This window comes from Endozoicomonas acroporae (genome assembly GCF_002864045.1).
In the GTDB taxonomy this organism is placed as follows: Bacteria; Pseudomonadota; Gammaproteobacteria; order Pseudomonadales; family Endozoicomonadaceae; genus Endozoicomonas; species Endozoicomonas acroporae.
Genome location: NZ_PJPV01000007.1, coordinates 1 through 15,630 on the forward strand (window position 1 = coordinate 1; position 15,630 = coordinate 15,630).

Here is a 15,630-nt window from a genome sequence, read left to right on the forward strand (position 1 = left end):
TGTCTCTTCGTATAAGTAGCTAACCATATGGAATCATATATTTCTGACTCCTTGTTCAGGCACTCTGCTTCGTTACAACTCCGGTCACATAGCTACGGCTATGCTCCCTCCGTTGTGCCTCGCATAGTACCTGCCCAAGTAGCCAGAAATATATGATTCCATATGGCCAGCTACTTAGATGACGTGCCCAAAGGAGTAAGATAATGGCATCATTGATGCCGGGTTATCGATTCAAACAGGTTTTTCCGTTGGGACGTGACTAACCGATGTGTCCCAGTAGGCTACTTTCTCTTTTTTCTGATTGGTTGCTACAACGAATTCTGGCGATTTGACCAGTTCGGGCAAATACTTTTCAAGAAAAATCTTATCATAGAGGAAAAAGCATTGGTCTATAAGGTCTACATAGGAGAGGAAGGCATTAGAATGCGGTAATTTTGAGTCTTGGTTTAGAATATTTGTGTAAATCCGGCTGGAAGCTTGAAGACAGCTTTCCATAACGTATTTAGGCATTTTTATTTGAATATCTGCTTCTGCCCTTGCACAACAGGCTCTGGAGGGTAGAGTTTTATATCCATGAAGCCATAAAAGCAGCTGTGATGCAGGTTTTTTTATATGAGTGTGACCGTTTAAATAGCCCGGTTTTACCAGCTTGCTATATACACTAACTTTAACCCTGATGCCTTTTGTCGGATCCTCTGGATCTTTCGGTTCATAAGCATATTTTGTATAGCCTTGGTTAACGCAGCCGCTAAATTTTTTATGCTCAGGCAAGTTGGGGTAGGCGGGCTGTTGAAAACTTGTAATCTGACCCGTATTCATAATCATTATTTCCAAGGTTTTATGAATTAAATTTAATGGATTTGGAGTGAATCCATTTTCAGGCATCAGAACTTAGAATATCCGTAAGGTTAAAAAGTTCAGTTTTAAAGTATCTGTGCTTCCCGAATCATCACAGAGAGGGTTTTCACAATGACCAGGGCCATAAGCAGCCTTGGAGCCCAATGCATCTCCCGAACGTCTTGTACAAACTGTTTGATCATCATTGCACCTGTAATTTTCACGAAGTGGGGGCAGGTTATCGTTTTTTCCTTAAAAAATAAAAGCCGGATTGTTGTTTGCCCCGCCCTGCTTGCTGTTTGTGGGTAGTCCGATAGACTACGAAGGATTTTTGCAACCGATTTAAATGCCAGAGGGAGTGTGACATGACCAGAGTTGCCATTGCAGGTGCCGCCGGAAGAATGGGGCGAATGCTGGTGGAAGCCGTTGCCGCTGATCAGCAGTGCCAGCTGGGAGCAGCAATTATCAAGCCTGGCGACGCTCTGTTGGGGGTAGATGCTGGAGACCTGGCAGGGGTTGGCTCACTGGGTGTGCCATTAACAGATAGCCTGGTGGCAGCTGTTAATGACTTTGAAGTTTTGATTGATTTTACCACTCCGGAATTGACCATGCAGAATGTTGCCCTGTGCCAACAGTATGGGAAAGGCATTGTGATTGGCACCACTGGCTTAAGCAATGATCAGAAGGTAGAACTCGCCAAAGCGGCAGAAGATACCGCCATCGTTTTTGCGCCCAATATGAGTATCGGGGTTAACCTGGTGTTCAAGCTGCTGGAGATGGCTGCCAGGGTGCTCGGTGATGATGCAGATATTGAAGTTATTGAGGCGCACCATCGTCATAAGGTGGACTCACCCTCCGGAACGGCACTGAAAATGGGTGAAGTGGTGGCAGATACCCTGGGGCGTGATCTGCAAAAGTGCGCTGTTTACGGTCGCGAAGGGTATACCGGGCCAAGAGATCGGGAAACCATTGGCTTTGCCACTGTCCGAGCCGGTGATGTGATTGGTGACCATACGGTGCTGTTTGCCTGTGAAGGTGAGCGCGTGGAGGTAACCCATAAAGCCAGCAGCCGGTTGATCTATGCCCGGGGCTCATTGCGGGCGGTTCGATTTATTTCTGATAAAAAGTCCGGCCTGTTCGATATGCAGGATGTTTTGGGTCTGAGAAACCTGAATCCACTGGATTTCAATGAATGATTTCAGTTCAAGGGTCCCTCAGGTTCTCAGGCTTGACCTGTCATCATCATTACAATTCCCTGGGCTATAACAATACCCTTCATTTTTGCACTGATGGCGTTGTAAGTAGTTAGTGATTTATCTGGGATCAACTGTCTGGCTGCATGATTGATCACTGAAGAGAACTTAAATCACTGCCCGATGCGCTGATAATGCGGAAAATGGGTGAAAAAGGAGGTTGATAGTGATGATAGTATCCGGCGTTGTTACCCCTCAGGAGTGGGGGGATTGGTTAGTGAATCAGAGTCTTGATGGCATTCTTGATGGCATTGAAGGTTTCCCGAGGACAGCTGAAGGACAGAAAAAAATGCTTCCGGGCAGTAATACAGCTTGTGACAGAGCTGCCCGCAGCCTTTGTTCCCGTCATATTGCGCCTTATAATGGCTCTGTTCCAACGGGAAGCATGGGTAAATCGATGAAAAGGCCGTTGCCTGCATGCACGGACCTTGAAGTGGTGCCTCAGAAATTAGCAAGAAATGAGCTATCCACTTTTGGTAAAAACAACCCGCCCGGGGCAGCAAATAACCACAGGGAGAGCCGTAACTCTGATGTATTCAGGATATGCTTTCAGCATCGGATGGAGGGAATCATCAAAAAAAACAGATTTCAGCTCTTGTTCGAAGCACAGAAAAAAAAGAGTGAGCTGAAAAGCAAAGAAAATAAGGCGAAGAGAGTTGTTGAAAATCTAGGTTGCTGCAGACGCAGTCTGGGTAATTTAATGCATCCTATGGAGTATGCATTCAAGGTGCTTGTACACGATGAATCTTTAAGAAAACTGATCGAATTGAAAATAGAGATTCAACAACTGACATTTGAACTTAAGCAGGAGGAGTTGCAGAAGAAGTTTAGGGCGCGTGTGTATAATCAGGCGATCCGTGAGATGTCCAATTGTGCAGAGTTGGCCGGAGGAGTGGGAAGAGCGGTGGAAGAATTTATGAATAAACAAGACTGGGTTGAGTTGCTGCCTCTTGATGCTCTGAATCAAAAATCACCTGACGACCAAAAAAAGTAGTGGAAAAGTTAATTGATTTATAGTCTAATAGCTGAAATTTGCCTTGAATTTATGGTGTGTGCGACAGGGTGCCAGATCAAAAGCGAGATGGTTTTTTAAAACATCTCGCTTTTTTTGGGTCTTCAAACTGGAGGGCTTAAAGCATCATAGCGTTCGGGCATAAGGCGCTCAGGTTCAAGTTCGGGAGGATCCTTTGACTAAGACGGCTGTTTTAGCTCTGGAAGATGGCAGTATTTTCCGGGGAATTGCCATCGGTATTGATGGTGAGACCAGTGGTGAGGTGGTTTTTAACACGGCAATGACCGGTTATCAGGAAATTCTCACCGACCCTTCTTATTCCCGCCAAATCGTTACGCTCACCTATCCTCATATTGGTAATACCGGTATTACTCCGGAAGACGAAGAATCCCCACAAATCCAGGCCGCAGGTCTGATCATCAAGGACCTGCCACTGCTGGCCAGTAACTGGCGCAGTAAAATGTCTCTGGATGACTATCTGAAATCCCGCAATATTGTCGCCATCGCTGGTATTGATACCCGCCGCCTGACTCGAATTCTCCGGGAAAAAGGTGCGCAGAACGGCTGTATCCTGGCGGGAGACGCCCTGACCGGAAAAGCGGCTGAAACCAAAGCACTGGCCAGGGCCCGTGAATTTCCGGGCCTGAAAGGGATGGACCTGGCAAAAGAAGTCACCACTGACCAGCCTTACACTTGGACAGAAGGTGTCTGGAATCTGGAGACCGACAGTCATGCCGACGTGACGGACCTGCCGTTTCACGTCGTGGCTTACGATTTTGGTGTTAAAAGAAACATTCTGCGCATGCTGGCTCAGCGAGGCTGTCGCCTTACCGTTGTGCCAGCCAAAACACCCGCCGAAGAGGTTCTGGCCCTGAATCCGGATGGTATTTTCCTCTCTAACGGCCCCGGTGATCCTGAGCCCTGTGATTACGCCATCGCCGCCATTAAAGAAATTCTGGACACTTCTCTGCCGGTGTTTGGTATCTGTCTGGGGCATCAGCTGCTGGCTCTGGCCAGTGGTGCCAGGACCGAGAAGATGAAGTTTGGTCACCACGGCGGCAATCACCCGGTTCAGGATCTCAAGACCGGTCAGGTCATGATTACCAGCCAGAACCATGGTTTTGCAGTAGCGGAAGACTCGTTGCCAGAGCACCTGCAGGCAACCCATAAGTCACTGTTTGATGGCAGCCTTCAGGGTATTGAGCGGACTGATCGTCCTGCTTTCAGCTTCCAGGGGCACCCTGAAGCAAGCCCGGGTCCACACGATGTGGCCGGGCTGTTTGACCGTTTTGTTGAGATGCTGAAGGCAGCAAAGTAACCAACCCCGTTTTGATGTGAGAACAAGATGCCAAAACGTACTGATATTGAAAGTATTCTGATACTCGGGGCTGGTCCAATTATTATCGGCCAGGCCTGTGAGTTTGACTATTCCGGAGCGCAGGCCTGTAAGGCGCTGAAGGAAGAGGGGTTTCGGGTCATCCTGGTCAACTCCAACCCGGCGACCATTATGACCGACCCGGCCATGGCGGACTCAACCTATATTGAGCCAATCCGCTGGGAGACCGTCGAGAAGATTATCGAAAAAGAGCGCCCGGATGCCATTCTTCCCACCATGGGCGGTCAGACCGCGCTGAACTGTGCCCTGGATCTGTTCCATAAAGGTGTGCTGGAAAAGTACGGCGTGGCCATGATTGGTGCCAACCAGCAGGCCATCGACAAAGCCGAAGATCGCCAGCTGTTTGACCAGGCCATGAAAAATATCGGTCTGGCAACGCCGCGCTCCGGTATTGCCCATACCATGGAAGAAGCCCGCGCCGTTCTCGATCAGGTTGGCTTCCCCTGTATTATTCGTCCGTCGTTTACCATGGGCGGCACCGGGGGTGGGATTGCCTATAACAAGGCAGAGTTTGAAGAGATCTGCTTCCGTGGCCTCGACCTTTCGCCCACCAATGAGCTGCTGATTGATGAATCGCTGATTGGCTGGAAAGAGTACGAGATGGAAGTGGTTCGTGACCGCAATGATAACTGCATCATTGTCTGCGCCATCGAAAACTTTGACCCCATGGGGGTTCACACCGGAGATTCCATTACCGTCGCGCCAGCCCAGACGCTGACCGATAAGGAATACCAGATCATGCGTAACGCCTCCATTGCGGTACTGCGTGAGATTGGTGTGGAAACCGGCGGTTCCAACGTACAGTTTGGTATCTGCCCGGATACGGGCCGCATGGTGGTCATTGAGATGAACCCCCGGGTGTCCCGTTCTTCTGCCCTGGCTTCCAAGGCCACCGGTTTCCCTATTGCCCGTGTTGCCGCCAAGCTGGCGGTGGGTTACACCCTGGATGAACTGAGCAATGAGATCACCGGTGGCGTGGTTCCCGCCTCGTTTGAGCCATCCATTGATTACGTGGTGACCAAAATCCCACGCTTTGCCTTTGAGAAGTTCCCTCAGGCAGATGACCGTCTGACCACTCAGATGAAATCGGTGGGTGAGGTAATGGCCATTGGTCGTTCATTCCAGGAGTCTGTGCAGAAAGCACTGCGTGGTCTGGAAACCGGTGCCACGGGCTTTAACTCCATGTTTGATATCAAACTGGATGCCTGCTCTGATGCAGAACGTGAAGATGCACTGGCCAGAATCCGTCGTGAACTGGTGACACCGAAAGCTGACCGTATCTACTACGTTGCGGATGCCTTCCGTGCCGGTATGACCCTGGAAGCGATCTTTGCTGAGTGCATGATTGATCCATGGTTCCTGGTACAGATTCAGGACCTGGTGAATGAAGAAGCGTTACTGGCTAACGACGCGGCTGATGGCAAAGGCCTGACCTCCCTGTCGAAAGAGCGTTTGTTCCGTCTGAAGCAGAAAGGCTTCAGCGATGCCCGTATGGCTGAACTGCTGGGTATTAAAGAAGCCGAGGTTCGCAACTATCGTCGTGAACAGCAGGTAAAGCCCGTCTATAAGCGCGTGGATACCTGTGCGGCTGAATTCCAGTCTACGACAGCGTACATGTACTCTTCCTATGACGAAGAGTGTGAAGCCGAACCTTCTGGCCGTGAAAAAATCATGGTGATTGGTGGTGGACCAAACCGTATCGGTCAGGGGATTGAGTTTGACTACTGCTGTGTCCATGCGGCACTGGCCGCGCGGGAAGATGGTTACGAAACCATTATGGTTAACTGTAATCCGGAGACCGTTTCTACCGATTACGACACCTCTGACCGACTCTACTTTGAGCCGGTAACCCTGGAAGATGTGCTGGCCATCATTGATGTTGAGAAACCCACCGGGGTTATTGTTCAGTACGGTGGCCAGACGCCGCTGAAACTGGCCCGTGCCCTTGAAGCCGAAGGTGTGCCGATTATCGGTACCAGCCCTGAAGCCATTGACCGTGCCGAAGACCGTGAGCGCTTCCAGCAGATGATCCAGAAACTGGGTCTGTTGCAGCCCGCTAACGCCACGGTTCGCAGTGAGCAGGAAGCGGTGGCCAAAGCGGCGGAGATTGGCTATCCACTGGTGGTTCGTCCCTCCTATGTTCTGGGTGGCCGTGCCATGGAAATCGTCGCCGGCGAAGATGAGCTGGTGCGTTATATGAAAGACGCTGTTCAGGTATCGAACGACAGCCCGGTGCTATTGGACTACTTCCTGAACCGTGCGGTAGAAGTGGACGTCGATGCGGTGTGTGATGGTGAACGTGTGGTGATTGGCGCGATCATGCAGCACATCGAGCAAGCGGGTATTCACTCCGGTGACTCCAGCTGCTCGCTGCCGCCTTACAGCCTGAACCGTCGTCATCAGGATGAAATCCGTGAGCAGGTTCGTGCCATGGCACTGGAATTGGGTGTTGTGGGCCTGATGAATGTGCAGCTGGCCATTCAGGATGACCAGATCTACGTGATTGAGGTGAACCCCAGGGCTTCCCGTACCGTGCCATTTGTCTCCAAGTGCATTGGCCACTCCCTGGCCAAGATTGCGGCACGGGTGATGATGGGCAAAACCCTGGAAGAGCTGAACTTTACTGCTGAGATTGTGCCGCCATACTACAGTGTCAAAGAAGCGGTTTTCCCATTTAATAAGTTCCCCGGCGTGGACCCGATTCTTGGCCCGGAGATGAAATCCACCGGCGAAGTGATGGGCGTTGGGGCTACCTTCCCGGAAGCCTTCCACAAGGCTCAGCTGGCTGAGAACATGCAGCTGCCACAGGGAGGGAAGGTCATTCTCTCCGTACGGGACTTTGACAAACCGGAGTTGCCGATGGTGGCTCGTCTGCTGATGGATATCGGCTTCGAGCTGCTGGCCACCTCCGGCACGGCAAAAGTGATAGAAGAAGCCGGTTTGCCGGTCACCACCATCAACAAAGTGCATCAGGGAAGACCGCATTTGGTGGACATGATCGTCAATGGTGATATAGCCTTCGTCATCAATACGACTGAGGGTCGTCAGGCCATTGCTGATTCTTACCTGATCCGTCGCTCTGCATTGACCAATAAGGTGCTATATACAACCACCATGGCGGGAGCAGAAGCGATTGCGCGTTCGATCGCCTTTGGATCTGAAAGATTGGTCAGACGGCTTCAGGGTCTACACGAAGGTAACGTTGGATGAAAAGAATTCCCATGACAGTGGAGGGTGAAAAAGCCCTCCGTGCGGAACTGGCTCATTTGAAGGGGGTGGAACGTCCTCGTATTTCTGCGGCTATTGCTGAAGCACGTGAGCTCGGAGACCTTAAGGAGAATGCTGAATACCATGCCGCCCGTGAGCAGCAGAGCTTTGCCGAAGGTCGCATCAACGAGATTGAAGCCAAGCTCTCCAATGCCCAGGTAATTGATATTACCACCATCACCAAGACCGGCAAGGTGCTGTTCGGTACCACGATTGTACTGATCAACCTGGATGATGACCGGGAAGTCACCTACAAGATTGTCGGCGATGATGAAGCGGATATCAAAGTGAACAAGATCTCTGTCAACTCACCCATTGCCCGGGCCCTGATCGGCAAGGAGGAAGGGGATGTGGTTGTGGTTAACACGCCTTCTGGCGGTGTTGAATATGAGATCGATGAAGTGCAGCATATTTGATTAATGCATTACTGAGTGCGGTATCTTTTTCCATACTTATTGAAGCCCTGTGTTGTCTGAGGCAGCACAGGGCTTTATTTTGGCTAACGAATGTGTACTTACTCTTTAGTCATGATGGAAAACTTTTCCTTGCAAAGCGGGGCGGACCATATATGACCCCGTTTTTCTTTCCTTTTTATTTCCTCTTATTTCTTTCTTCTGGGTGTCCTTTATTTCTTTGGCCGATTAGTCAAATTCTTGGGAGTCATCCTTTATTTTTTTTCTTGGGTGTCCTTTATTTTTTTCTTTATTTTTTCTGGGTGTCCTTTATTTTTCTTTATTTCTTCTGGGTGTCCTTTATTTAATTTCTTTATTTAATTTATCGCAACCAAACGACTGCATGGATGCAGGAGCTAGCCCGGATATTTCATAAACTGCCCCGAATCTCGCGCAGGACTTTGTCGCTCTAAGGGATTTTGCGAGGGAGCGCCGTTACCTGGGAGTACGGTCGACTGAGCAAAACTCCCTTAGAGCGGCAAAGGACAAGCGAGATCGGGAGCACGTTTATGAAATATCCGGGCTAGAGCAACGCAGGAGCAGTTGCCGCGCAGGGCAGTCTATTCTCGGACAGCCTCCAGGGTCCTGATACCCCGCTCTCATGCAAGTTGTGGAAATAGCAGAATGCAAAGTTGAAAAAGTCGGTTCGCAAGGTGATACCAACCGAATAAAGCAAATTAATTTTTACGGCAAAAGAAATTGCTGACGACTTTATTTAGTTCAAATCAATCTTACCAAAACTGAAATAACGACAAAAAGTCATCTAGGCTACAGGCTCACTGGCTATGTGCCTTTGTTTTTCAGCCATACGACAATGACACTCAATGTCTAACCGAAATAATATCTATGGAGTAAATTGTGCAACCATTTTCTTCAACTCGTGTACCACTGTCAGATGTAACCAGCAATCTCTACCCTGACGAACCAGCAAAAACAAATCCCTCTGGCACATTAGGAAAGTTTGCAGTTGCTGTCCAGTCAGGTGTTACCTCCTTCTTCAGCTCTCTCTCCCAATTATATTCCTGAGCATCAACGACAAACCAAGCAGGCAACTGCACCGGTTGCCAGTACGCTGCCTGCTGACAATAAAAACGACAAAACAAGTTTAGTGGCGAATGTCTTACAAGGGGTCGGGCTGGCCAGCAAGGCAATTTCCTGCTGGGTACCCAATGCCAGTGCAGTCAGCGATGCGGTAGGAACGCTCTGTTCTTCCTTTTCCCTGGCTCATAGCCTGGACAATATGGCCATGTCTGGCAAGTCGGGTAAAGAATCATCCAGCGGTGCGGAAAATGAGTCAAAAAGCCATTCGCAAAAGATAACTGATAACAACCGGAAGGATGAAAAGCCGGGCAAGCCGGTAACTGCTTCCGGCACAACAAACAGTGTTTCCGGCAGTGTTTCCGGTCCGGCCATAGCAACTGTTACCCTGATGGCGATGGATCGGCTGGCAGGAGCTGCGGCTCAGCCCGCAGACGGAAAACCAGGGACCAGTAGCGCGCGTCAACTGACTTCAAGCCTCCACCAAAGCAAAAATTTTTCGGTTGGCAGTGACAGCTCGCGACCTTATAGCACGCAGACATCAGCATCCTCTAACAGTAGTACCTCGAATACTGTTAGAACCTCACGACAACCGACAATGCCATCACTCAATAAAATGGACAGCACAACCAACCTGCCCAGCCATACTTCGACCGGCACAAGCCCTCTGTTGTCCAGTTCTGCCCAGGCCACCCAGTCATTGCTCAACACAAACATTACAGCAGACACCATCTCAACGCCATTACCGCCCACCGATGCCAGGATCACTACCACAACACCATTGGCAACGGCGGCAATGACAACCACAGCATCAGTGACGGAAACCGTGGTGACGTTACCGGAAGCATCAATGACATTCTCCGGCACGCCCCCGGCAGCGGCACTCCCCATCACGCCTGCACCATTGGCTGGAACCATCAGTACCTGGGTTGTCGTCTGCCTGGGTACCGCTGTCGCGTTCGTTGCAGGCATTGGTCTATCCGCTCTCTACCAATATTATCATCGTCGGGACGAGGCACAGCAACAAGCGGAACCTGAGATACCACTGGAACACTTAAATCAGAAGGCCAATAATTGATTGAGCCTTGAATACCCTGGCCGAGGTCTGTGACCGTTTTAACTGGACAATTCATTCCTGGTGTCTGATGACCAATCATTATCACCTGGTAGTGGAAACGCCAGACACTAACCTTTCTGCTGGTATATTAGCGCTTTTCTGAACTATTCCGATCGTCTGCTCTTACGCTAGACAAAGGGGCTGTTTTAAAAATTATTGATCACTAACTCAGAATAACTCCGTTGTCATTCTGTACAGGGATTGTACAGAATCCATCTTACATGGATGTGAACGGCCGTTGGCTATCCCTGCAAGGTGGATTCCGTACAATCCGGAATGACAGCGGAGTAAGGCAACCGGTTTTTTGCTATAAATTGCTTAATGTCTACCCTGGAACGTCTGTTCACAGCTCTATCAATACCAATTATTGGCCTGTTACGGCTTTTTATTAATTTAATGCATATAAAATTGCCGTAAACACAGACATGACCCATTAAACGAGCAGTACGCTATGTTAAACCGGAAATTACGGGGACACTTTGCGTATTTTGGCATTACAGGCAATCTCAAGGCCCTGAAAGCAGTGCATCATAAAGTACAGGAAATCTGGCACAAATGGCTGGGGCGTCGATCTCGGAAAAGCTATATTCCGTGGGAGAAATTCACCCAGTTCCTGAAACGCTTCCCCCTGACACCGCCAAGAATCCAGCATCAGTACTACCAAGGTTATCAGTTAGTGAACCAGTATCCATGAGGAACCGGATGCCTTAAGTGGGCTCGTCCGGATCTGCGAGGGCTGAGGGCGGTAACGTCCTCATCTACTCGGAATTGTGCATAATAATTGTCGTTTATAGAGAAAAGCGAAAACCGGGGTCGGGTCTTGAAAACCGGGGTCGGGTCTTGAATCTTGAACACATCGAAGATAAAACTGCCTTTCAATTCTTGCCCTAAAATTTTCAACCCACTTTTTCAGTTTTATGATCCATAACTATTCGCACTGTTTTTAATCGATATCTGGTCATTTAACGTCCAAAAATCATAAATAACCCCAAGGCCAAAAAAACCAATGGTAAACAGATAAAAAATTCCCGATATCCATTTCCCCAGGTACATACGATGGACACCGAATACACCAAGGAATGCCAGCAATATCCATGTAACAGAGTAATCATACTGGCCACTATGGAAACGAAAATCCGCTTCCCGATCCATGGCCGGGATAAGGAAAAGATCGATCAGCCAGCCGATGCCAAAGAGACCAAGAGTGAACAACCAGATAGTTCCTGTTAAGTAGTTAACCAAATGAAATCGTATTTTCTGACTAAGTGGGCAGTCACTCTGCGGCGTTACAACTACGGTCACATAGCTACGGCTATGCTCCCTGCGTTGTGCCTTGCATAGTAACTGCCCACTTAGCCAGAAATATACGATTCCATTTGGCCAACTACTTATAATGAAATCGTTGATCATCAGAATTCCAGGGTACATATTGATCCAGAGCTGATTGAGGTATCTCGGGAATATCATTGACGAAAGTGTTTGCTGAAGCGGCAAGGGTTGAAGAATTAATAGTATATTTATTCAATGAATTAAAAGAGTCGGCAAAATTTTCATGTGTATCTGACTGATTATGGTAAACCGGAAAAGGAGCGTTCAGTGTCTGAACAAACAGGCCCAGGTATTCAGGCTGTTGCCCACTGACACCAGATTTATACGTTTGCCCCGGTAAATCTGACACGCCGCAATGAAGGTCGGTAAAATAACAATCGAATGAAGGTATGTTATTAAGGTGATTCATTGAATTGTAGTATTACTGACTTACAGCTAGAGATTACTCTTTCTTATAAAAGTTCCTTTCTGACACGGTTTCAATGTAATTGATGGGTTCCTTCTATCATGCAATTCGTTTAATTGCTCATTCCAAGAGGTTGTTACTATGCAGGCTTCAGGTGTAAACCAGGTTCAACAAGGTGCCCACGATGCAGTTGACAATCTGCCATCGGCTGGTGTTTCACGCCATATAAGGAAAAAAGCAACAGATTTTGGCCGATGCGTTGCCATTATTACTGCGGCAGTACCTTTTTGTGTAGGTTGTATCGGACATCATTACCTGTTGTCCAGTACCGAGCTAGGACGTCGGTTAATAGCACGTGAATCGGATACTGCGTTGAAGGTGGTAACTGTTCTAGAGGCAATTTGTATATATCCTGTGATTGTGACCGTTACGAAAATTGCCGAACAGGTATGTATGCGCCCTGGTGGCTTTATTTTCGAGCGAGTCTGTACTTTGTTGGATGCGTGTGAGCGACAAGCAGCCGGGGATGACGTTCCAGATCGACCAGAATGAAGTAGATAGGGATGCTCTTCTCAATAGGTGCAGATTTGGCTTCTTTTCTGCACCTTAAGATAGTCGCGTGTCAAGCAAGCATCGGTTTCAGGAAGCGGCCGGTATGAGACTCTGGAACATCCGATACGGCTTCCGGGGTGCCAGCGGCAATAATCTGCCCACCACCATCACCACCCTCCGGGCCCAGGTCAATAATCCAGTCTGCCGTTTTAATCACATCCAGATTGTGCTCAATGACGACCACGCTGTTGCCATGATCCCGCAAACGATGAAGGACAGTGAGTAGCTGTTCAATGTCGTGAAAATGGAGCCCGGTGGTGGGCTCGTCCAGTATATAGAGTGTTTTACCGGTATCCCGTTTGGACAGCTCTTTCGCCAGTTTCACCCGCTGGGCTTCACCACCAGACAAGGTGGTAGCGTTCTGCCCGAGATGAATATAGGAAAGCCCTACATCCATCAGGGTTTGCAGTTTGCGCTTGATCGCGGGTATTGGATCGAAATATTGCAGTGCTTCTTCCACGGTCATTTCAAGTACTTCGTGGATGTTCTTGCCTTTGTATTTTACTTCCAGGGTTTCGCGGTTATAACGTTTGCCCTTACAGACATCGCAGGCAACGTAGATATCTGGCAGAAAGTGCATTTCTACCTTGATAACACCGTCTCCCTGGCAGGCCTCGCATCGGCCACCTTTGACATTAAAGCTGAATCGGCCGGGTTTATAGCCCCGGGAACGAGCCTCCTGAGTGCCGGCGAAGAGTTCACGAATGGCGGTAAAAATCCCGGTGTAGGTGGCCGGGTTAGAGCGTGGTGTACGGCCAATGGGGCTCTGGTCTATATCAATGCATTTATCAAAATGCTGAATGCCGGTTAGCTTTTTATAGGGAGCAGCGGTTAATGTCGTTGCTTTATTGAGCGCTGTGGCGGCCAGCGGATACAGTGTGCCATTGATTAAGGTGGACTTGCCGGAGCCCGAAACGCCGGTAACACAGGTCATTAAACCCACTGGAATTTCCAGTGTGACATTTTTCAGGTTATTGCCGTTGCAACCACTGAGTTTCAGGGTTTTCTTTGCGTCTGTGGGTGTTCTTTTGGATGGCACATTGATCCTGCAAATACCTGAGAGGTATTTACCCGTTAAAGAATTGGGTGAGTCCATGATCTGCCCCGGGGTTCCCTGGGCGACGATGGCACCACCATGAACACCGGCACCGGGGCCAATATCGATGACATGATCAGCGCTGCGAATGGCATCTTCATCATGTTCAACGACGATCACCGTGTTACCCAGGTCTCGCAAACGGGTCAGCGTATTCAGAAGACGTTCATTGTCCCGTTGATGTAGCCCGATACTGGGTTCATCAAGAATATACATAACCCCGACAAGACCTGCGCCAATCTGGCTGGCCAATCGTATTCTCTGGGCCTCACCACCGGAAAGGGTATCCGCACTGCGCTCCAGGGTAAGATAGTTCAGGCCGACATTGACCAGAAAGCTCAGGCGATCGCAGATTTCCTTAAGTACTTTCCTGGCAATTTCGCCACGGCGACCAGGCAGGTCAAGATCCTGAAAATAGACCAGCGCTTTTTCAACGGGTAATTTAACCAGGTCCGGCAGGGTTTCATTCTGGACAAATACATTCCGGGCTTCTTTCCGTAAACGGGTGCCTTTACAGGATGGGCATGGCTGGGTGCTGAGGTACTTGGCCAGCTCTTCCCGGACGGACTGGGAGTCGGTGTCCCTGAAACGTCGCTCAAAGTTGGGAATAATGCCTTCAAAAATATGCCGTTTTTTATAGACATCTCCCCGGTCATTGACGTAACTGAAATTGACCTCTTCATCACCGGACCCATGAAGAATAATATTCTGCTGTTCCGGGCTTAAGTCATCAAACGGGGTGTCAATGCTGAAACCGTAGTGAGCGGCCAGTGATTTCAGCAGGTGAAAGTAGTAAACACTGCGCCGGTCCCAACCACGGATTGCGCCTTCTGCCAGGGTCAATTCAGGGTGCTGTACTATACGATCCTGGTCGAAGAACTGCTTAACACCCAGCCCATCACAAGTGGCGCATGCTCCGGCCGGATTGTTAAAGGAAAAAAGCCGTGGTTCCAGCTCATTGAGGCTGTAACCGCATTCCGGGCAGGCGAACCGGGAAGAGAAGACAATGTCGTCTTTAGCGTCATCATCCATGTAGCTGACAGTAGCAAGACCATCAGTCAACTCAAGGGCCGTTTCAAACGACTCGGAGAGGCGCAGTTGTAAATCATCACGCACCTTGAAGCGGTCTATGACCACTTCGATGGTGTGCTTCTTCTTTTTATCCAGTTTTGGTGGTGTATCAAGATCCGTAACAATCCCGTTGATTCTGGCACGGATAAAACCGTTGCTTCTCAGTTCGTTGAATACATGGAGGTGTTCACCTTTGCGCCCCCTGACCACCGGGGCCAGCAGCATCAGTTTGGTGCCTTCAGGCAGTGCCAGAACCTGGTCTACCATCTGACTGACGGTTTGAGCTTCCAGGTGCAGGTGGTGTGTCGGGCAGTGTGGAATGCCGACGCGGGCAAACAGCAACCGGAGATAGTCATAGATTTCTGTGATCGTACCGACGGTGGAGCGCGGGTTATGGCTGGTGGATTTCTGCTCAATGGAGATAGCCGGCGAGAGTCCTTCGATATGGTCTACATCGGGCTTTTCCATCATGGATAGAAATTGGCGGGCATAGGCTGACAGGGACTCAACATAACGACGCTGACCTTCTGCATACAGCGTGTCAAAGGCCAGGGAAGATTTACCGGAACCCGATAGGCCGGTGATTACTATCAGGCTGTCACGGGGCATCTCCAGGTTGATGTTCTTCAGATTGTGTGTACGTGCGCCCTGTACGGTAATCTTTTCCACAGCCTTTTCTCCGTGCCAGTGAGAGAGCCTGTTGGTGGCCTTTCTGCAAGCTGAAAAAGGTCACCAACAGGCTCT

The 15,630-nt window shown here is 49.4% G+C and carries 12 protein-coding genes and 1 pseudogene; 9 read left to right on the top strand and 4 right to left on the bottom strand.

All coding sequences use genetic code 11. The annotated features are described in order from the left end of the window. Positions 1-231: 231 nt before the first annotated feature. Positions 232-885, bottom strand: coding sequence for a hypothetical protein (locus CX664_RS01140; protein WP_101744940.1), 654 nt, complete (start codon positions 883-885; stop codon positions 232-234). 317 nt (positions 886-1,202) lie between these two features. Here CX664_RS01140 and dapB point away from each other — a divergent pair, with 317 nt between their 5' ends. The 8 genes and pseudogenes from dapB to CX664_RS28415 all read left to right on the top strand — a co-directional run. Next, entirely contained in the window at positions 1,203-2,033 is an 831-nt protein-coding gene (gene dapB, locus CX664_RS01145; RefSeq protein WP_101744941.1) for a 4-hydroxy-tetrahydrodipicolinate reductase, read from the top strand. A gap of 223 nt (positions 2,034-2,256) precedes the next feature. After that, the gene (locus tag CX664_RS01150; RefSeq protein WP_145999747.1) at positions 2,257-3,084 is read left to right on the top strand and encodes a hypothetical protein; all 828 of its coding nucleotides are present in this window, start codon (positions 2,257-2,259) and stop codon (positions 3,082-3,084) included. Between the two features lie 193 nt (positions 3,085-3,277). Continuing rightward, the gene (carA, locus tag CX664_RS01155) at positions 3,278-4,420 is read left to right on the top strand and encodes a glutamine-hydrolyzing carbamoyl-phosphate synthase small subunit (protein WP_101744943.1); all 1,143 of its coding nucleotides are present in this window, start codon (positions 3,278-3,280) and stop codon (positions 4,418-4,420) included. Positions 4,421-4,447: 27 nt separating this feature from the next. Further along, on the top strand, positions 4,448-7,708 hold the full coding sequence (gene carB / locus CX664_RS01160; protein WP_101744944.1) for a carbamoyl-phosphate synthase large subunit: 3,261 nt from the start codon (positions 4,448-4,450) through the stop codon (positions 7,706-7,708). Continuing rightward, a complete protein-coding gene (greA, locus tag CX664_RS01165; RefSeq protein ID WP_101744945.1) occupies positions 7,705-8,181 on the top strand; it encodes a transcription elongation factor GreA in 477 nt (158 codons plus the stop codon). Before carB ends, greA begins: the two co-directional genes overlap by 4 nt. A gap of 997 nt (positions 8,182-9,178) precedes the next feature. Next, complete coding sequence (locus CX664_RS01170; protein WP_101744946.1) at positions 9,179-10,333, top strand: hypothetical protein; 1,155 nt, start codon at positions 9,179-9,181, stop codon at positions 10,331-10,333. A 7-nt stretch (positions 10,334-10,340) separates the two neighbouring features. Then, on the top strand, positions 10,341-10,475 hold the full coding sequence (locus CX664_RS01175) for a transposase (protein WP_206679207.1): 135 nt from the start codon (positions 10,341-10,343) through the stop codon (positions 10,473-10,475). Between the two features lie 321 nt (positions 10,476-10,796). Beyond that, a pseudogene (locus tag CX664_RS28415) lies at positions 10,797-11,066 on the top strand (hypothetical protein); the annotation flags it as partial. A gap of 221 nt (positions 11,067-11,287) precedes the next feature. On the opposite strand, the gene CX664_RS01185 reads toward CX664_RS28415, so the two are convergent. Further along, positions 11,288-11,782 carry a TM2 domain-containing protein gene (locus tag CX664_RS01185; RefSeq protein WP_101744948.1) on the bottom strand — a complete coding sequence of 165 codons (495 nt, stop codon included), beginning with the start codon at positions 11,780-11,782 and terminating at the stop codon, positions 11,288-11,290. Next, positions 11,757-12,110: a hypothetical protein gene (locus CX664_RS01190; RefSeq protein WP_101744949.1), complete on the bottom strand. Its 354-nt coding sequence runs from the start codon at positions 12,108-12,110 to the stop codon at positions 11,757-11,759. Before CX664_RS01190 ends, CX664_RS01185 begins: the two co-directional genes overlap by 26 nt. A gap of 138 nt (positions 12,111-12,248) precedes the next feature. Here CX664_RS01190 and CX664_RS01195 point away from each other — a divergent pair, with 138 nt between their 5' ends. Next, positions 12,249-12,659 (top strand): hypothetical protein, encoded by a 411-nt coding sequence (locus CX664_RS01195; RefSeq protein ID WP_101744950.1) that lies wholly within the window; start codon positions 12,249-12,251, stop codon positions 12,657-12,659. Between the two features lie 70 nt (positions 12,660-12,729). Here the strand turns inward: CX664_RS01195 and uvrA are convergent, their stop codons facing one another. Continuing rightward, positions 12,730-15,555: an excinuclease ABC subunit UvrA gene (gene uvrA / locus CX664_RS01200; protein ID WP_101744951.1), complete on the bottom strand. Its 2,826-nt coding sequence runs from the start codon at positions 15,553-15,555 to the stop codon at positions 12,730-12,732. Between the last annotated feature and the right edge of the window lie 75 nt (positions 15,556-15,630).